Genomic DNA, 19,319 nt, shown 5'->3' with positions numbered 1-19,319 from the left:
GAAATTTGTAATATTATTCCAGAATGACCTGTCACCGGCGAAACACTTCCGATGGATTCTCTCTATAGTCCATTTCAAGCAAGGGTATTTATTCCACAAGCCCCGTTCTCTCCACCCCTTCTACGAAATGTCGCTGAGTAAAGATATATAGCAGAATCGGAGGCAGAATGATCATAAAGGACGACCCCATCTTCAATGGTTCAGAGAATATGGAGGGGCCCGCCTCTTTTTCCAAGGTTGCCAGTTGGGCGGATACTTGAGAGATCCCCATAGACAGAGGAACGGTATCAGAATTAATCAGGAACATGGATGGAAAGTAAGAGTCATTCCAGTTCCAAACGAAGGAAAACAAGAACACAACGACAATCGCTGGACGGGCAAGAGGCATCATTACCCGGTAAAACACCTTGAACGCTCCTGCCCCATCTATCCGTGCAGCTTCCTCCAGTTCCTTAGGCTGAGTACTGAAGAACTGCCGATAAATAATGACGAATAGCGCACCTTTCAAGCCGTGGCCGAATAAAGCAGGGAGCAAGATCGGGTATAGTGTATTTACCCAGTCTAATTCCCTTGCAGCGATAAGCATGGGCAGGATCGTCACTTGAGGCGGGATGATAAAGGACAGGATCAGCCCGAGCATCAACAATTTCTTGAACGGAAATACCAGTCGGGCGAAGGCATACCCTGCGATTGCGCAAAACACCGTCTGACAAATGGCAATCGTTGTCGAAAGGCCGAGACTGATCATGAAAGATTTAACATATTTGAGCATATCCCAGGCGTCCTGCAGGGTACCCATATAGATCGTCCTGGGGATCCATTGCACAGCAGGATCCAACAAATCCACGGAATCTTTGACCATGGTGGTGGCCATATAGATTAAAGGGTTTAAATAAATGTAGGCCACATCCAACAGAAGGACATATATGAACAGCTTGAACAGCAGTCCCTTATCCGCTTCTTTTCCCAGGATGACCTGTTTCGCTTTCCGCAGTGACCTTTTGCTTAACAGATTACTCGTATTCCAATGGCGACCCTCCCAGGCCGGTTTATTGACCGATGGCAGTTGTTTAGCCATGTTTGCTCACCTCATTTATCGATTCCCGCTCTGGTAGGATCGGGTTACTCTGGAAAAGACCAGCAATATGAGTCCGAGGAAGATAAGGATAATAGCAAAGTAAATCCAAGCCAAAGCGCTGGACATGCCATAATCTGCCGAGGTCACCCGCTTAATGATCGGATTTGTCGGGAACGTAAACAAATCGACGATCGTATAAATAATGTTCAGTAAAATAAACGGGACCATCCCGGGAAGGGTGATCTTCCAAAAGGTTTCCCATGGCGTAGCACCGTCAATTCGGGCCGCTTCATAAACGGATGGCGAAATGGTCTGTCTTCCGGCCAGGAATATGAGGATCTGAACACCGGAATACCACAGGATGAGAATAAAGGAACTCATGATGCGTATAAGGGTGCCGGAAATGATTGGAGGCAGACTGCTGGTTAACAGATCGTTGACATTATAGCGGGCCAGAAAGTCCAGGCCCCCTTCACCTTGTGCGATAAATTCCAGCACCACTTGCCCTGTAGTAAAGATAACTGGCAGAAAAAATATCGTCCGGAAAGCCGTTCTTCCCATAAATTTTTGATTGAGCATAATGGCTATCAGCAGAGAAAAGATGATAATAATCGGAATCATCACAACAGCCTGACTAAAAAACGGGATTAAATCGTTATACAGCACGCTGCCGTTCTCCAGCAAAATAAACTTGTAATAATCCCATCCGTTAGGAGTCATTTGAATTCCGGTCGCACTTAGTTTCACATTGTGAAAGCTCATATAAAGCGAGAACGCGGCAGGAATAAGCACGAACAGCAGGAATCCGATGAGCCAGGGCAAAATGAAGAGTGAACCCTCGATATTGCGGAGAATTCTGGCATTTAACCGTCTAGTACGCATATCCGTCACATCCCCCCTTCGATCGTATAGCCCCTGGCCTCAACAGTTATTCCATCCTTCCTATAAGGGGTGGGAGCATGGTTGACAATTACCCGTTTTCCATTCTCATATGTGGTGGCAAACACCTGCGGGGCCAACTGCCGGTGATCCACAATGAATTGGTCTTGGACATCACCCAAAACTTCATTATAGATCTGGTAGTGTCTGACCGCCTCCGTCTCCCAATCGCTGAATTGTGTGCTGAAAGGAGATATTCCGAAAGCCCTGCTGAGCAAATCCGTTGGCTCTTTGGAAATCAGGAAGGCCGGCACAGACCCGAATTCCAGATCGCGCAGCAACTGGTTTCCGAATTCCTGCCGCTCATTGACATATTCGGATGAATAAGTCAACAGCCCATGTGTCGCTATTTGAATAAAGGGAACCGCTCTGGAAGAAAAGAGATCATAAGAATAGTCATCACTTTGGTAGATAATATGATCGACATGCTGATTAACAAATTGTTTGGTGCTCGTTCCCCCTACTATATCGAACGCCTCTTGCGCCATCTCGAAGTATTGGTTCTGGATTTCCATGGAGCCGGTCCGGGTGGTGCCGAATCGGTTATTGAAGTCACTGATCAGTCTCTGGCCAAGTCCTTCCCCGTACCAGTAGCCACCTCCAAAAGTCATTCCATCCAGTTTCAGTTTTTTCATTTTTTCAATGTCCCGGGAGATCGCTTCTTGGACATAACCATGGCTGACGATGGGCATTTCCCGGTTCCCCCAATCCCAATACTTAACAATGGTTCCGGATAAATCCCTCATGGCGTGATAGCGCTCTGAGAAACCGCCCTTGCCATTATGCAGGAAATAATTAACCCCATAGGTCACTGGGATTTGCAAGGAATGGGCAAAATCAATGAATTGGGACAACCCGTCATTGCCTCCAAGCCTGTTGTCTACCGGAAGCATAGTTCCGAATTCGGAAAATCCCCCTTTCTGCCAGCCCAGCAAGTTGATCTGCATCTTCTCGACACCGCTGCCATACAATCTGTTAACGATCTCCATTGCTTGGGAGGAGGTCGTCATCGGAATGTAACGATTGCGAAAAGTCCCCCTCTCCTGGGCGCCCCCAATTAACGTTAAGTGGAGAGGCAAACCTCCATTAGGCTGTATCCGCTCATATTCCTGCTCTTCCATCAATACTTGGCGGTAGCGGTTCGCCATTCCGGAGTAAGAAGCCTGATCCGGTTCAAGGAAATAATAACGGACCTGACGGTCGCTGCCAAAACGGATTTCCTCGGGATATTTGTCAAATCCGGTTCCCCGGGAACGGTTGGTGATCTGTCTGAACAGGGACCGGTAACGCATCTCGGTTCCCATCCAGTTGTACCGGCTGTAGGCTCCTGCGGGGGAAGCCATTACATCGGCATACTCAGCACCCTCGCCAATTACTGCCAAGTAGGCGCCATCTTCCGATTTCATTCCAAACACCGGCATACTTACACTCTGCCTTGACTGATTTCCTGAAAAGAAGGACCCATCGGATCCGTAAACCGGAGCCTTGTAGATGAGATTGCCTGCCGTTCCCTGCCGGTTGAAATCAATTAGCGCTCCGGAGCCGTCAGGAATAAAGTGGTACCCTTCCTGTCCTCTGCTGTGTTCTGCTGCAAAAAACGGAAACAGCCTTACCCACAGAAGACCGTTCTTACCTTCAACTACTCCGTCATTGATAATTTTGGTTTCCACGTAATCATCTTGTATCCGGATTTGTACCGGAATATCCACATTAAGCTGAGGGAACTTATAGACCAGACTTACCCCACCCTCAATAGGCTCATAATTCTCAATCGTCCCATCTTCCACGATCCAGTTCGATACCTTGGCCTGCGAGTTGAATACGGAGAAATCCAAAGTAGAGAGCATCAGCGGGGAACGAAGGTGGTCCCTCCATATTCCTCCGATTGTTTCATTGGGCCAATCCTGCGGATCTGGGTAAGAGAGCCAGGTGCGGCCCGTACGCTTGTCATCAACGGCAAAATGCCCGCTGATTTGGTCAAACCTCAACACGAGATTCTCATTTTTAGCCACCTCGGCAAACCCTTCAAGGGAGGGCAGTTGATCATGCGACTTCATCGGATTAGGCGTGGATGAAGCCGGAGGGGGTTGCGCGCTAGCGCTCGGACTGTCCCGAAACTTGATATTGGTCTGGGACAGGAAGATGGCTATGGCAATAATCAGGACCGCGGCAAAGACCGTTTGCAGAAGATGGGAGCGGATGCCTGACATCATTCGGGATGGCAGCCCGGCAATGAATGATTTTATCTTATTCACCGCATCGACACCTCCTGATAAATCTCATAGATAAACAAGCGAAGCTCATTGGATAGTCCAACGATTACAAAAATAATGACGCCCATGACCACCATAGCGAACAACGACAATAACAGGTTGACAACGGTCTCTCCAACCCCATAGTTCTGCAGGGACTGGACCTTCCAGAAGAACATCGCTCCAACCCATACATAGATTGCATAGAGCAGATACTGATAGATGGCTTCCTCGGATCCAGTCATTACATTAGATACAAGAGCCAAAGGAATGCCTAGCAGAACGAATGGCGTCAAGGCATAAGAACTGCCAATAAAGACATCCCGGAAGCGGCCTTCTCCACGATAAATCGAGCTGATCAAGTAATTGCATACGACCCAGGCGAGCCAAATCAGGGCGAACTGGATCAGAATCGCAACGGCATTAACCGAATTGGGCGGTATGTTGTTAAACGTAAAGCTGGTATACATCCGCGTGATCACCAGCGTAGCATACATGCCTATTAAGAGAATGATTGCCCCCATGAACCCCCCTTTGCCTTCAAAGCGCAAGGCGGTAAAGCCATCCAGAGGATGCTTTAACAGGTACAAAGCATGTTTGAGTTGTTCAATAACCTCGAAGGTTTTTCCAGATTTTTTGTTCTTCCTCCGGAGCCAAGGAATCTTTTTCTTGAAATAACCGGCTAGCAAATAGAGCATTCCGACGATCAAAGCAGCACTCGCGAAGAAAGAGAACCGCTCCTGGAACCAGTTCAACCTCAACTGCCAGAACGAATCGGAGTAGCCGTTCTGATCCCCTGCCCTGTGGAACAAGTCCAGTGAGCGGCTGTACTCTCCATTGGCGTAGGCCGCTTTGGCCAGACCGGTCAGAGCAGGGGCAAACTGTGCATTCAAATTTAAGATTTGCTGCCAATACGGTTCACTTTCTTTATAGAACCCGTTATTCGTCAGCTCGTTGGCTTTATAAACCAGGTGGCCGAACTCCGAGAGCTCGAACACTTGAAGGACCGCTCCTTGATCGTCCAGAATCATTAGCTCATCCCGCGAATTAATATCGACGGCTATCGGATTCTTGATAAGCCCGAGCTGGGTTAACGAATTCGAGGAATTGCCTCCCCAGAAGAACAGCAGGTTGCCATAAGGATCATATTGATTGACGAAATTGAATTGACGGTCGATGACAACCATATTGCCATATTGGTCAACGGCAACATCCGTCAGCTGCGGAATCAGCTTCTTCCCACCGGAATACATGGTGAACAAGCTCTCTCCAAAAACCAGAGTCTTGCCAGCGCCTGTCAGCGTCTCATCTGATCTGATCAGCAGATTTCTGCCCTGGGCATCCAGTCTTTTAATTTGATTTTTTGTAATTTCACCGGAACTGACTGTATATATAAAGCCGTTAGGTCCCACCGTAACATTGCTGATCGTACCGGGAAGCTTGCTCATTTCGTTCTCATACATTTCCCGGGTGTAAATCGTCCTTTTTAACGCATCCATAGCCGAGAACTCGGTGCGGTTGGCACCATAGAAGCTTTGGAATCCCCCTTCAGGATCCAATTGCAGCAGCCCTCGGTAGCCTCCAAGCGTTGCTACATAGAGGTACCCTCTTTTATCAGCCACCAGCTTAACCGGATCATATTGAAAAGAATCCGGGATAAACCGGGATTCCGGCCTGGCGATTTCCTGGATTAAACTGCCGTCGGCATCCAATTGGACAATCCGCTTATTTCCCGTATCTGCTATAAAGACATGACCCGCTTCATTGACAAACACGCCTTCAGGATTCAACAGCGGTTTCTCTGAAACCGTCAGGTAACGGATAAAATCGTAGTTCTCATCCAAATGGACAATCCGGTTGTTGCCGCTGTCGGCAATGTAGATATGATCATCAGGACCTACAAATACATCTTTGGGATTGGCCAGCGGCGAAGGGATCACCTCTCCCGGATTTTCAGGATCAGGCTGAGTCAGCTCGCTGCCTATAACCTTTATGGGGATATAAGCAGGCTGGGTAAAGATAACATTTCCAAAGCTGTCGCGGGTAAAAGTCGGATACGTAACCTCCGCGCAGACGGCTGTTGTTCCTTGCAGGATGGAAACCATCATAACGACTGCAAGAAGCAGTGCCCATCGTTTGGCCCATGTCTTCATGTTGGCTCACTTCCTCCTTTCTTCTATTATTTGATTCCGGAATGCGCCATTGTAGCGATTACTTTGCGCTGGAAGACAAGGAACACAAAAAGCAGGGGCAGGAACATGACCAGGCCAGCAGCGGCTGCGGCTCCCTGTCTGGCTACCGAGTTGGCCAAGTTCTGCGTCAGCGTCTGCAGGAAGAAAGGGAACGTCTTCATCGCATCATCGGTCATGAAAAAAACGGATGTTTCGATGCTTCCCCAAATTCCTTGAAACTGGAGTATGGCCGTCGTCGCTACAGCGGGCATGCAGATAGGCATAACGATGCGAAGAAAGACGGTGAATTCACGGGCCCCGTCGATCTTTGCCGCTTCAAGCAGTTCATCAGGCACCTGGTCCATAAATTGCTTCATTAGAAAGACACTGACCGGTGCGGCAACATGAGGCAAAATATGCGCCCAGTACGTATTCATAATTCCCAGGCTGGACACAACAACATAGCGCGGGATCAGCATCGTCTCAGGAACAAACATAAGGGAGACGATGATGACCATAAACAATGCGTTGGCACCGGGGAACTTGTGTTTGGACAATGGATAAGCGCATAAAGCGCTGACTATAACTACCGCTGACGTGGCCAAGATGGCAATCGTAATACTGTTAAACAAATAACGGGAAGCAGGGACCAGCGAGTCCCGGGTAATTACGAACAATTCCAAGAAATTAGACAGCGTCGGGTTGATTACAAAGATGTTGGGCGGAAAGATGAACAGTTCCGAATAAGGCTTCAAAGCATGATTGAATATATAAATCAAGGGCAGCAGCATGAAGATGCCCAGAAAGAACAACCAGAAGGCAAGCCATATTTGCGCCAGCTCCCATCTGATAAAGTGGGGTTTCTTCCACCGCATCGGCCATTTCTTCTGCTCTTTAACCGGTTCGGCAGCAGCCATTACTCATCACCCTTTGTTCCAAATAGTTTCCAACTTAATCGGTTGGCAAAAAAGATAATTACTAGTAGAACGACGGAAACCGCGGAAGCATACCCCATCTCGAAACGGATGAGACCGTAATCCTCCACATGGTTGACAAGCAGGTTTCCCGCATACTGCGGGGTCGGGTTCTGTCCGGAGAGCTGGACCCCGATGTTTCCCGCCTTAAACGCTCCTACGATGGCCATGACTGCAGCGAACAGCATCTGCGGCTTCATGACCGGAATCGTAATATGCCATACTTCCTGCAGTCTGCTGCGGATCCCGTCCAGCCGTCCGGCCTCGATCAACTGCTTGTCGACATTAAGAATGCCGGCCAGCATCGCCAGAAAACCGATTCCCATTGAGGACCATAGCGTTACAGCGATCATGGAACCCATAATCAGATCTTTATCGAGCACCCATAGCATCGGTTCATCGATAATGTTCAGCCCGAGCAGGAAACTATTCAAATACCCGATCCGGTCACCCGACAGCATCGGAATCCAAATGATGCTCATCGTTACACCGCCAGCCAGCGACGGCGCATAGAACGCTAGGACATACCACAACCTGGCTTTATCCGGAATTTGCGCTATCAGCCATGCTAGGATAAAAGAAGCAATATAGCCTCCAGGGCCTACAATGACGGCAAATTTGATCGTATTAGGCAGCGCATACTGCAGAAAGAGAGAGTCTGCAGAGAGCAAATATTCATAGTTGGCCCAGCCGATCCAGCTCGGCGCCTCCATTCCGTTAAAGAAGGTGAAGCTTAATCCGATTGCAGCCAGAACCGGGATAAGAATAAAGATGGAGAAGGCTATCAGGAAGGGGGCAATGAACAAATAGGACAGCCGGTATTTCCATACTTCCTGCAGAAACAAGCCGAACCTACCCTTGGTTCGCATAGAGCCCTTGATCGTTTGAGTCTTATAGTCAATCGCTGACATAGCGCTTTACTCCTTCCCACGGCAGGTTCACTTCCGGAAGGTTAAACGTCCGGATTACCTGATTGTCCTCGTCACGGTAGCCGAATTCCTTCTGCTTGCGGACCATCTCCCGGTTGATGTTCATAATGGCCATTTCGAACGATCGGCGGTAGTTCATGCCGTCGACGACCGTCCGGTTCCAGGCATTGTTCAGTTCCCGGGGGATAAAGTAGGACCCCGGCACGTTAACCATGGCCTTATACCAGCGCCACTGCTCAAGGATAGGAGTCAACTCCTCCTGAGTCCAGGGCAGGCGCATGAATGCCTCCAGGTTAGCCGTGTTCCAGCGGAATTCCGCTCCGTAGAATCCTTCCAATTCTGAACCGAATTGCTCCTGGATAGGAGCAGAGAGCCACCAGCGGATAAACTCCCATCCTTCTTCCGACTTCTCGGATTTGCTCATAATCATTGCTGCCGACTGTCCTCCGCTCCCGGAACTGGCCTGAGCACCAAATCCAAGCCCTTGCGCCAGCATGCCGATGTTGCCGCCGGACCAGCGCTGCACTTCCCCATCACTGTTCGGATAACCCGGGAGCGGAGCCATCCCCCACCAGCCGGTGAGCTCGGGAGCTGCTACAAGCAGCTGCAAATACATATTCAAATCCGCTACGCCGATCGGCATGTAGCCGTCACGGAAATGCTGTAAGAAACTTGATACCTGTCTATCAATGCCGTACATGCTGAACAATTCCGTTATTTCGCGGAAGAAAGCGAACCCTTCCGGGGAGTCCAGTCCGGTGCTGATTCCGTCATTGGCATAGAAATCCGCTCCATTCTGGTAGACAAAGGGAAGGAATTCTCCTGTCGGCAGGAAGAAATTGTAGCCATTCTGCTGCAAAGTCGGAAGCATTTCATACACATCATCCCATGTATCAGGAACTTCAAGCCCTAAGTGATCGAGAATGTCTTTGCGGTAGAACAGCAGCCTGAACTGAAGTGTCTCCGGCAGGGCATAATAACCACCGTCATAGTAATAAGGCATAATCGAGCCCGGCGCGAAATCTTCAATCAACTGATCGAATCCTTCGAACTCCGCCAGATTGATCACTGAGTTCCGGAAGGCGAATTCCGATGGACGCCCTTCCCCTATTCCAATCGCCACGTCAGGTACATTGCCAGTAGCATTGGCCAAGACCAGCAGATCCTCGCTTGGAAGCAGGTCGATCTTGACCGGTATTCCTGTCTTCGGAGTAAAGTACTGGTTTGCCAGCTCCTGGAGCAGGTTGACATAATCCCGTCCGTAATTCATCCATACGGTCAGCACTTCCCCGTCAGCTCCGGTTAATGTTGTTTCCTCAGAGAATGAGCGGAAAAATCCCATCATCCCATTGACCGACTTCTCCCATACGTTGGCGGTCATTCTCGGCAGTTCCTGCTCGTATGGAGCTATGATGATCTGGTCTAAAGTCATTGGCGATTTAAGCAGTTGATTCGTTATGGAAACCACTTTTGTCTGAATCAGAGAAAGCGTATCCTTCTTGTTCGGAATATGGTTAGGATAATCAAGCAGCTTGTCTATATCGGAAATCGCTGTACGCAATGACTGATAATTGTTATCCCTTTCAAGATTCTCATCCAGCCACAAATCGGCCATGACGCTGATTTTATCGCGGGCACTTCTTAAATCCTCGAGCATCTCCGGGAAGCTGGCGGCAATATCCCACGTCCGGTTCTTGTCGTCATCCCCCTTGGTCAATGCCTGCAAGTTCCGGGATACTACTCCCAGCTCCTGGTTGACCTGTTCCAGGAGCACCTGCACCTGCTTGTGAGGAGCATAGGTTACGCTCATCGACAGGGTGTGCTTGCCCTTAGTTAAGTAGAATGCATAGGGCTGCTCTTCTTTATCATTCAGCACCACCTTCTGCCAAGAACGATTGTAGGGAATTCTGAAAGCAAGCATTTCCTGGAACGGTACCTGTCCATCGATGTAAACCTTCCGATGAGCGGTTACATTGAATTGCAAGTTATTCAGAGCACGCATACCTATCTGGTAAAGTCCGTCTTCCACTACTTCGAACTCCCACGTAATCATTTCCCCGCCGTCATTCCAGCGGTTACCGCCAACTCCGTTGAATATAATTTTTCCATTGGCTTTGGGAGTCATGAACGCGTCGGGATCGCTCAATATCTGAATCGACACTTCATTCTTCTCAGTCATAGCTTCCGCTTCAATAACGATTGGCTCGACATCAGGTGAAGCAGCAGTGGCTGGGTATGCCTGTCTCACCGTCGCATAATCGGGAATCATGCTCGGAGGCCCGAACTGCAACTCATCCAGCACGATGGATGAGCTTCCTTGAAGTCGCAGCGTTTGCGTTCCAGCTTCTAAATACCATAACAGGGGCGTTCCGTAGGAATCTTCCCTGTCCGTAATCGGAAGCTCTGCCCACCGTTCAATCTCAATCGGCTGGGGGCGTATATGATGACCGTCCTTGTCTTTCTTCCAAGGATAATCGTCATGATAATAACGGGGAAAGCGGATCGACCGGGCTTCGCGGTAAGGAAACTCTCCGTTAATCGTCATAGCGAGATTGACCGGACGGAAGGAGGTCGTTTCCGCTTGTGGATCCCGCCAATGGTTATAACTGGCTTTCATTTCATAAAGCCCTGTGGTCGGAACGTCGAGCTCAAGCTCGATCCATTCCTCCCGGTTAGTTCTCCAGATCAGAACATTCTGACGGCCTTCATAGCTCCCTGCCGTCACAAGATCCTCATTGGAAGCAGCTGTGTAATTCACAGCTTTGACACTGAACGATTCCGTTGCAGCCGGAAAGCCATCCTGTTCCCACTGCTGCTTCACTTGGTAATAAAAAGGCCCCAGCTGTTCCTGAATAAAGCGGCTGAGATCATCCGCCAGCCGGTCATCCTTAGGATTATTCGCTTTGACCGATGAACCGTCCGTTAAAGAAGAGGTGAGCAAGACCATCATCAACAGCAGCATGACGGTAGTTTGACTTATTTTTCTCCGGCGCTTGGCAGCTGCAGCTTTCCCTTTTCCGTTCTTTTCCGTTGAGCATGCCATGGGGGTACTTTCTCCTTTCCGCTTCAGGTTCATTTCATAATCCGTTCGTTTGTGTCCCTGTCGAAAAACAACGCTTTGTTCATATCCATGACCAGTTTGACCTTCTCATCGTCCTGGAATCGGTTTCTGGGATTGACACGCGCTACAATATTGGTCTCGGTCCCTGCATCCACATGAATATAACGGTCAGCTCCCATCAGCTCATCGGTCTTGTGGATCCCTTCGAAGGTAGCATCGGGGAAAGCATCGAATACAATCTGATCCAGGCTGATGTTCTCGGGACGGACACCGAGGATAATGTAGCGCTCGACAAACTGTTTCTCCCGCAGCATCTGTGCGATTCCCGTCGGAATGTCCAGGGCGAATCGGCGGGTGTGGAACTCCAGGCGGCCTTTCTCGACTTCCTGCAGCTTGCCATGAATGAAATTCATGGGCGGGGAGCCAATGAAGCTGGCCACAAACATATTCTGCGGGAAGTTATAGATCGTCTCGGGTGTATCCACCTGCTGAATCAATCCATCTTTCATGACGACGATGCGGCTGCCCATGGTCATCGCTTCGGTCTGGTCATGCGTGACGTAAATGGTCGTCACCCCGAGTTGTTTGGTCAGCCTGGTAATTTCCGTACGCATCTGCACACGAAGCTTGGCGTCCAGATTGGACAGCGGCTCATCCATCAGGAACACCTGTGGATTACGGACAATCGCCCGGCCAAGGGCCACACGCTGACGCTGTCCCCCGGACAACTGCTTGGGCTTGCGGTCCAGATACTGTTCAATCTCCAGCACACGTGCCGCCCTCTTCACCCCCAAATCGATTTCATGTTTGGGCACCTTTCTCAGCCGCAGGCCAAAAGCAATATTTTCATAAACACTCATATTGGGATAAAGCGCGTAATTTTGGAAAACCATTGCAATGTCCCGGTCCTTCGGCGGCAAATCATTAATGAGTTGGTCGTTGATGTAAATTTCTCCTTCACTAATGTCCTCAAGACCTGCCACCATACGCAGAGTAGTGGATTTGCCGCAGCCGGAGGGACCAACAAAGACAATAAACTCCTGATCCAATATTTCCAGATTGAAATCCTTTACGGCGTACAAGTTGTCTTTGCCGTAGCTTTTGTATACATGGTTCATCAATATACGGGCCACGCGTAGGCACCCCTTTCACTGTTTTAAATGTAAGCGGTTAATTTTCTTATCATTCTAACTTACCGGATATGAATTTGGTGTGAAGATTTTACCAGATATTCTGTACTGACCAAGGGATGTAAGCCTATACTTACTTCCCCTTTCCTTTTCCACAAACTGTCGATCTAGGGAGTAGCTCTTGCATTTCCTGATTAAAATCAGTATCATGGATAATAATATTAAATGCGGCTGTGATGGACCTATAGTATCTGAAATCCTTCTGCTCCAGCGACCCGGGGAGAGTGCAAGCCCGGGAGAAGCTTCAGGGAAACGGCAGTCCGGAGCTGCTTGTTTAAAGAGGGGATGTGCCTTCCGGCGCATCAACTAGGGTGGAACCGCGGGTGCTCAAGCTCTCGTCCCTAGGCATATTTCATGCCTAAGGGAGAGGGCTTTTTCATTTGCCGCCATCCCTTGCAAGGCGTAAGAAAAGGAGAATGAATGATGACGGTTTCTATGGATCAGATTGTCGCATTGGCGAAGCATCGCGGCTTTATTTTTCCCGGCTCCGAAATCTACGGAGGCCTCGCGAACACATGGGATTACGGCCCATTGGGAGTGGAGCTTAAAAACAATATCAAGCGCGCCTGGTGGAAAAAGTTCGTCCAGGAATCGCCTTATAACGTCGGCCTGGACGCGGCTATTCTGATGAATCCCAAGACGTGGGTCGCTTCAGGACATATCGGCAATTTCAACGATCCGATGATCGATTGTAAGCAATGTAAAGCCCGCCACCGCGCAGATAAGCTCATTGAAGAAGGGCTTGCGCAGCAAGGAACAGAAATGGTCGCCGACGGTCTGTCCTTTGCCGAAATGGCTCAATTGATTCAAGAGCATAAGCTGGCTTGCCCGGATTGCGGCAGCCTGGATTTCACGGACATTCGCCAGTTTAACCTGATGTTCAAAACGTTCCAGGGAGTTACGGAATCCAGCTCAAACGAAATCTATATGCGTCCGGAAACTGCCCAAGGAATTTTTGTCAACTTTAAAAATGTCCAGAGAACGATGCGCAAAAAAATACCGTTCGGGATCGCCCAAGTCGGTAAAAGCTTCCGGAACGAGATTACGCCGGGCAACTTCACTTTCCGGACTCGGGAATTCGAACAGATGGAGCTTGAATTTTTCTGCAAGCCGGGAGAAGATTTGCAGTGGTTCGAATATTGGCGCGACTATTGCCGCCAGTGGCTGCTCGACTTGGGCATGACCGAGGAACATATTCGTCTGCGCGATCATTCTCCGGAGGAGCTGTCCCATTACAGCAAGGCGACCACTGATTTTGAATATCAGTTTCCCTTCGGTTGGGGAGAGCTGTGGGGCATCGCAGATCGGACCGACTACGACTTGAAGCAGCATATGGAGCATTCGGGCGAAGATTTCCATTATATTGACGGAGAGACGAATGAGCGCTACATTCCTTATTGCATCGAGCCTTCGCTCGGCGCCGACCGCGTCACTCTGGCCTTCTTCGTCGACGCTTACGAGGAGCAGCAGTTGGAAGACGGCGACAGCCGGACCGTTCTGCGTCTGCATCCGGCGTTAGCTCCATACAAGGCAGCCATCCTGCCGCTGTCGAAGAAGCTCTCCGACGGAGCGAGACAGGTCTTTGCCGATCTGGCCAAACACTACATGGTCGATTATGACGAATCCGGCTCCATTGGCAAACGTTATCGCCGTCACGACGAAGTCGGAACGCCGTTCTGTATTACTTATGATTTCGAGTCGGAGAAGGATGGTCAAGTGACCGTCCGCGACCGCGACACGATGGAGCAAGTACGGATTCCGATCGATCAGCTGCGAGCGTACATTGAGGAAAAACTCATTTTCTAACCTAAGGATATAGCTGAAACATGCTCAGGGCTCCCTAACGAAGGGAGCCCTGGCTCATTTTAAATATGAACACTATACCTTTCACCGGCAATAATTCAAATTAATTCATGCTTAACCAAGGCTGCTTTGATTGCAAAATAGTCCACTTCATCCGGCAACGCTTCTTTGAGAGGCTTCAACCGGTCAGCCCCGAGCTCCTGAGCCGCTTCAATAATTTGTCCCTCATAGGATTCTGGGATGATGAGGCTCCAATCGAGCTCCAGCCCTTCCTTCGCACAGCGGATGATATGATCCTGAATCGTAATCAGCCCCATTCCTCTTTCCTCCGCTACTTCCTCCACGGTCCTGCCCTGAATAAACATTTCATAGGAAATCAAATGACTGCCTTTGCCGCCGCTTCCACTCTTGGTCCGTTTCAGTTCAGCCGCAGCTTGTTCACTCCGCCAGACAGGCCCCGCTTCATAGTCTTCTGCTGCTGAAGTATCCCTTCCTTCCACTAACTCACCAATCGCATGTAAAAAAGGTTTGCCATACTTAAGGAACTTGGCATCCCCCACTCCTTTGACCTGAAGCATCTCCTCTTCATTCCGCGGCAACCGGCGGGCCATGTCGTGCAAGGTGCTGTCCGAGAAAATGATGTAGGGAGGGACTCCTTCCTGATCAGCCAGCTGTTTGCGAAGCCCCCTTAACCGTTCGAACAAAGGTCCGGCTTCTTGGACCGCTCGCGGGGCCGGGCGGACTTTGTGCATCACCTTCTCTTTGCCCTTCAATACTTCCGCCGCCTTCGGCAACAACCTGACAACCGGATACTGTCCCTCGCTCATAGCCAAATAACGCTCCGCAATCAGCTTATGAATCAAATCCGAAATCGCCTTCTCCGTCATCTGGTTCATAATTCCGTAAGTAGGAAGCCGATCGAGCCCGAATTGCGTAACCCGCTTATTACGCGATCCTTTCAGCACCTGGGCTACCAAAGTAACTCCGAATCTCTCCTTCATTCGCCAAATGCAGGAAAAAATTTTACTGGCTTCCAGCGTAATGTCGGTCCATTCCCCTTCATCCTTACAGCTGCTGCAGTTATCGCAGGAAGTGCTGGCCGTTTCTTCGCCAAAATAAGCAAGAATATAACTGCGCAAGCATTGCTGGGTATAGCAATAGTCAATCATCGTCTGCAGCTTCTTGTAATCATTGGATTTGCGCTCCGTATCGGAAACGGATTGCTCAATCAGAAATTTCTGAGTCTGAATATCCTGCGGACTGAATAACAGCACGCACTCGCCGGGTTCGCCGTCTCTTCCGGCACGTCCCGCTTCTTGATAGTAGGCTTCCATATTTTTAGGCATGTTGTAGTGAATGACATACCGGACGTTGGACTTGTCAATTCCCATCCCAAAGGCATTGGTCGCCACCATTACCTTGATCTCATCGTACAAAAAAGCTTCCTGGCTCGCTTTTCTCTCCTCATCGCTCATCCCGGCATGATACTTGCCTGCAGCTACTCCTTTACGCTCCAGCAAGCCGCACAGCTCATCCACTTCCTTGCGGGTAGACGCATAGACAATGCCTGCTTGTTCGGGATGATGATGGATATGATTCAGCACGTACTCCGTTTTGTTAACGCCCCTTAGCACGGATAGTGATAAATTTTCGCGATTAAATCCGGTAATATGCAAGCTCGGCCGGGACATCCCCAGCAACCGCACAATATCGTGAGTGACTTCCTCCGTAGCGGTAGCCGTAAAAGCCGCCACAACCGGCCGGTCGGGAATTTGCCTGAGGAAAGGTACAATCGACAAATAGCTGGGGCGAAAATCATGCCCCCATTGCGACAAGCAATGGGCCTCGTCAATAGCAATGAGCGGGACCTGAACCCTATATGGCAGCGATTGAAAACGGGGAGAATCAAGACGCTCGGGAGCAACATATAACAGTTTATACTCCCCATTGCCCGCCAGACGCAGTCTTTCCTCCGTCTCTGTTTGACTCAATGAGCTATTAATATAGGTAGCCGCCACTCCCAAGCTGTGAAGAGCATCTACCTGATCCTTCATAAGGGAAATAAGCGGGGATATTACAATAGTCGTACCGGGAAGCACCAGCGCCGGAATCTGGTAGCAAATCGATTTCCCCCCTCCGGTCGGCATAATACCGACTGTGTCCTGTCTATGTAAAATATCCGAAATAATGTCCTCCTGACCCTGTCGAAAGGTCGGATAGCCGTAAACCGTACGCAGCAGCTGTTCAGCTTTATGAAGCATCGTTACACCTCTATTTATTGTGGTCCTTCCGTTCCGAATGAGAATCGCCTGCAGCTACACAGGCTTCGGTGAGTGCCCGTCTGCACCAGACCATTTCCTGTCGGTTCTACTATTATAGCATTCCTGATCAAGGAGTGCGGACCAAGTTGGGCCGGCTCTTCTTTTGACTGCTATCCCCTTGGCTCAGAATCTGATATTTACTAACTATAGTGGGGCAATTTAATAGGAGGAACGCCCTGCTGGAGCGAATGCTCGAAGGAGTAACCCACGACTTGCCTACAAGGGGGGGGGCAAAACGGAGGAGCACCCGGTGTGGACGGTGACAAGAATAAACGGCCTCGGCGTCCTATGAGGAAGCAAGCGTGCACCGTAGATACTGCGTAAATTAGTTGCAGTAAAGTGTGCGCGTAAATTAGGTCAGTCAAGCGTGCGCGTAAATTAGGTGCAGTAAAGTGTGCTGCCAGGAGGGCTGGGCGTCCCGCTGACGCTCGACTGCATTTCTACAGTCCTTTTGACCGTAATCCGCTCTTTTCAAACCATCGATTGCAATTCTGCAGTCAAATCTTTAGATCCATCCATTTGCAGGCTTAAATGGACGAATCTACTGTACTTTTGCAGTAGATCTGTCGGAATGAGATCAAAAGTCACTCATCGACTGCACATTTGCATTCCTTCATAAAAATTCAAGGAGAAACCCGCTTTCCTCTCGATCATTTATCCGTTCCGTTAATATAAGCGCAGACGACCGCAGCCAAGCTCTTATAGTGGAATAACGGTTCGTGGGGATGGATATGCACGATTTAGTGAAATAACGGTTCGTGGGGATGGATCAGTACAAGGATAAGTGTGAATCTTAAAAATTCTGATAAAGCCCGCCTTCCTTCTACGGAAGACAGGCTTTATTAAAACGATTACTTGAAAGCACCTTTGAAATGAAAGATAGCTTTGCTTAATGACCCCTATATCATATCAATGGCTGAACGGCATCATAGAGCTTCTTATACTTTGCGAATTTGCTTTCGTAATGATTCGCTATTTCGCTGTTTGCCGGATAGGCGGTCTGTTCTTCTTGCTGCAAGTACGCCGCTTTAAAATCGGCAAAATCAGCGGACCAGCCCAAATGCACGAATCCGAGCGAGGCTACTCCGAGAGCGGGCAGGAATTGAGCATGATCGGGAACGAGAACCCGGCTCGAGGTAATGTCGGCCAAGATGTGCATCCAGGACTCGCTCTTGCCTCCCCCGCCGATGACATTCATGACAGCGGGCTGCTGTCCCGGCAGCAGCCCGGTTCCGTCGAAATGATTTCCTGTGCGCCGCTTCATCTCCGGCTCGGTGATTCGCGCAAGCAGCGCTTCCGCTTGGGCTCCAGCCCGGCTATCCGAGTACAGGATCGCCGGTCGGAGAGGTCTTCCATCGGAGCCGACCGCGATCAAATCCTGCATCTGTCCGCTGAAAGCAACGCAGCGAATATGCGGGCCGCCTACCCCTAACTCTTCCCACTCCTTGCACATCCGAATCACCGCAGTCCACCAGCTTTCGGCATCCTGTTCCATATAGCCGTCCTGGTGCAGAGTCGTTAGAGGGATAGTTTGTTCGTGCCGCAATTCTCCATCCCGGCCTACGAGCACCCCCTTTACTGCGGTGGTGCCTATATCGATGGATGCCACCACATCCATAGCGGACAAAGACTTCGCAGAGTCTACGCCTGAATTCCTGTTCATTGAACTCCACCTGCCTTACCGGATGATAAAGTGCTTTGCTTCATCTCGGAAAGTGAACCTCCCCGACTTACTCGCTATCGCGAGTTGAAGTCGGGGCTTCTTACCACGGACAACTTCATGTACCTATTGTAGATAGGGATTTGCCCGATCTACTCCATATCCAAGTACGGGGTATCTGAGAAGTTGTCTTAGTAAAGTTTGTACCCTTCCTCATTCTAATGTTGTTATTTTTCCAGCACACAAAAAATGTCAATCGCTGATCATCGTTACGATCAATGATTGAGTTTATAGAATTCACCCTAGAGATGACGCGTATGCTGCCCGTCGCACACAAGAAGATGGCCCTGACCGTTTAGGACCATCTTCTTCAGAATAATGTTAATGAGCTGCTTTCAATTGTTTCTGCATCAAGACCAGTTCATGCGCCAGATTGCGGATTCTCTCTAATATGCCCTTATCGGAAATTTCGTTATGTCCGTTAAAATGTTCATTATGAACATATACATAGCTTGGTGCGACAAATGCACGGAAAAAGCCGGCGATCGGCTTTAATTGATTCTCAATGACGAGATAATGCTGGTAGGTTCCTCCTGTCGCCACAAACCCCATCACCTTATGATGGAAAACGGAGACCGGAACAAGATCGAACAAATTTTTTAACGCCCCGGTTAGCGATGCTTGATAAATCGGAGTGCCTATAAGAAAAAAATCGCCCGAAGAGACAATGTCGATGACGGTCTTGGTGTCGCCCGTATAAGCGGCGGGATCCCGCCCGTCGCAAAACTGAACATTGTATTGTTTCAGGTCAAGCAATTCTATTTCCACTTCCGGATAGTTCCGCCTAACTTCGTCCAGCACAGCCTGAACCGTGATCAATGTTTTGGAACCCGATATCGTTCCCGATATGCCAACTAGCTTCATAGGTACAGTTCCCCTTT

The 19,319-nt window shown here is 49.5% G+C and carries 12 protein-coding genes; 1 reads left to right on the top strand and 11 read right to left on the bottom strand.

What is annotated here, in order from left to right; translation table 11 throughout:
- Positions 1–88: 88 nt before the first annotated feature.
- The 8 genes from KJS69_RS01405 to KJS69_RS01370 are packed head-to-tail and all read right to left on the bottom strand — an operon-like array spanning position 89 to position 12,537.
- Positions 89–1,078: a carbohydrate ABC transporter permease gene (locus KJS69_RS01405; RefSeq protein ID WP_213581225.1), complete on the bottom strand. Its 990-nt coding sequence runs from the start codon at positions 1,076–1,078 to the stop codon at positions 89–91.
- A 15-nt stretch (positions 1,079–1,093) separates the two neighbouring features.
- Entirely contained in the window at positions 1,094–1,960 is an 867-nt protein-coding gene (locus KJS69_RS01400) for a carbohydrate ABC transporter permease (RefSeq protein ID WP_213581224.1), read from the bottom strand.
- A 5-nt stretch (positions 1,961–1,965) separates the two neighbouring features.
- Positions 1,966–4,272 (bottom strand): DUF5696 domain-containing protein, encoded by a 2,307-nt coding sequence (locus KJS69_RS01395; RefSeq protein ID WP_213581223.1) that lies wholly within the window; start codon positions 4,270–4,272, stop codon positions 1,966–1,968.
- Positions 4,269–6,422, bottom strand: a complete 2,154-nt coding sequence (locus KJS69_RS01390; RefSeq protein WP_213581222.1) for a nuclease PIN — start codon at positions 6,420–6,422, stop codon at positions 4,269–4,271. Before KJS69_RS01390 ends, KJS69_RS01395 begins: the two co-directional genes overlap by 4 nt.
- Positions 6,423–6,448: 26 nt before the next feature.
- Complete coding sequence (locus KJS69_RS01385; RefSeq protein ID WP_213581221.1) at positions 6,449–7,357, bottom strand: carbohydrate ABC transporter permease; 909 nt, start codon at positions 7,355–7,357, stop codon at positions 6,449–6,451.
- Entirely contained in the window at positions 7,357–8,325 is a 969-nt protein-coding gene (locus tag KJS69_RS01380) for a carbohydrate ABC transporter permease (RefSeq protein WP_213581220.1), read from the bottom strand. Before KJS69_RS01380 ends, KJS69_RS01385 begins: the two co-directional genes overlap by 1 nt.
- Entirely contained in the window at positions 8,312–11,386 is a 3,075-nt protein-coding gene (locus KJS69_RS01375; protein WP_213581219.1) for an extracellular solute-binding protein, read from the bottom strand. The genes KJS69_RS01380 and KJS69_RS01375 overlap by 14 nt, the downstream gene beginning before the upstream one ends.
- A 29-nt stretch (positions 11,387–11,415) precedes the next feature.
- Positions 11,416–12,537 carry an ABC transporter ATP-binding protein gene (locus tag KJS69_RS01370; protein WP_213581218.1) on the bottom strand — a complete coding sequence of 374 codons (1,122 nt, stop codon included), beginning with the start codon at positions 12,535–12,537 and terminating at the stop codon, positions 11,416–11,418.
- 480 nt (positions 12,538–13,017) lie between these two features.
- Between KJS69_RS01370 and KJS69_RS01365 the strand changes: the two genes are divergently transcribed.
- The gene (locus KJS69_RS01365) at positions 13,018–14,400 is read left to right on the top strand and encodes a glycine--tRNA ligase (RefSeq protein ID WP_213581792.1); all 1,383 of its coding nucleotides are present in this window, start codon (positions 13,018–13,020) and stop codon (positions 14,398–14,400) included.
- A 95-nt stretch (positions 14,401–14,495) separates the two neighbouring features.
- On the opposite strand, the gene recQ is transcribed toward KJS69_RS01365, so the two are convergent.
- The 3 genes from recQ to KJS69_RS01350 form a co-directional block, all read right to left on the bottom strand.
- Positions 14,496–16,658, bottom strand: coding sequence for a DNA helicase RecQ (gene recQ, locus KJS69_RS01360; RefSeq protein WP_213581217.1), 2,163 nt, complete (start codon positions 16,656–16,658; stop codon positions 14,496–14,498).
- Between the two features lie 964 nt (positions 16,659–17,622).
- Positions 17,623–18,381, bottom strand: a complete 759-nt coding sequence (locus tag KJS69_RS01355) for an FGGY family carbohydrate kinase (protein ID WP_213581216.1) — start codon at positions 18,379–18,381, stop codon at positions 17,623–17,625.
- A 378-nt stretch (positions 18,382–18,759) separates the two neighbouring features.
- Positions 18,760–19,302, bottom strand: coding sequence for an NADPH-dependent FMN reductase (locus KJS69_RS01350; RefSeq protein WP_213581215.1), 543 nt, complete (start codon positions 19,300–19,302; stop codon positions 18,760–18,762).
- Between the last annotated feature and the right edge of the window lie 17 nt (positions 19,303–19,319).

The organism is Paenibacillus sp. J2TS4, assembly GCF_018403245.1.
Taxonomy (GTDB): Bacteria; Bacillota; Bacilli; order Paenibacillales; family NBRC-103111; genus Paenibacillus_L.
The sequence above is the reverse complement of the archived record's forward strand: the minus strand, read 5'-3'. Positions and strand labels throughout refer to the sequence as shown.

What these genes read in the sequence shown, in the direction of transcription:
- KJS69_RS01405 (WP_213581225.1), bottom strand. Translation starts at nt 1,078, where the DNA reads ATGGCTAAACAACTGCCATCGGTCAATAAACCGGCCTGGGAGGGTCGC.
- KJS69_RS01400 (WP_213581224.1), bottom strand. Translation starts at nt 1,960, where the DNA reads ATGCGTACTAGACGGTTAAATGCCAGAATTCTCCGCAATATCGAGGGT.
- KJS69_RS01390 (WP_213581222.1), bottom strand. Translation starts at nt 6,422, where the DNA reads ATGAAGACATGGGCCAAACGATGGGCACTGCTTCTTGCAGTCGTTATG.
- KJS69_RS01385 (WP_213581221.1), bottom strand. Translation starts at nt 7,357, where the DNA reads ATGGCTGCTGCCGAACCGGTTAAAGAGCAGAAGAAATGGCCGATGCGG.
- KJS69_RS01380 (WP_213581220.1), bottom strand. Translation starts at nt 8,325, where the DNA reads ATGTCAGCGATTGACTATAAGACTCAAACGATCAAGGGCTCTATGCGA.
- KJS69_RS01375 (WP_213581219.1), bottom strand. Translation starts at nt 11,386, where the DNA reads ATGGCATGCTCAACGGAAAAGAACGGAAAAGGGAAAGCTGCAGCTGCC.
- KJS69_RS01365 (WP_213581792.1), top strand. Translation starts at nt 13,018, where the DNA reads ATGACGGTTTCTATGGATCAGATTGTCGCATTGGCGAAGCATCGCGGC.
- recQ (WP_213581217.1), bottom strand. Translation starts at nt 16,658, where the DNA reads ATGCTTCATAAAGCTGAACAGCTGCTGCGTACGGTTTACGGCTATCCG.
- KJS69_RS01355 (WP_213581216.1), bottom strand. Translation starts at nt 18,381, where the DNA reads ATGAACAGGAATTCAGGCGTAGACTCTGCGAAGTCTTTGTCCGCTATG.
- KJS69_RS01350 (WP_213581215.1), bottom strand. Translation starts at nt 19,302, where the DNA reads ATGAAGCTAGTTGGCATATCGGGAACGATATCGGGTTCCAAAACATTG.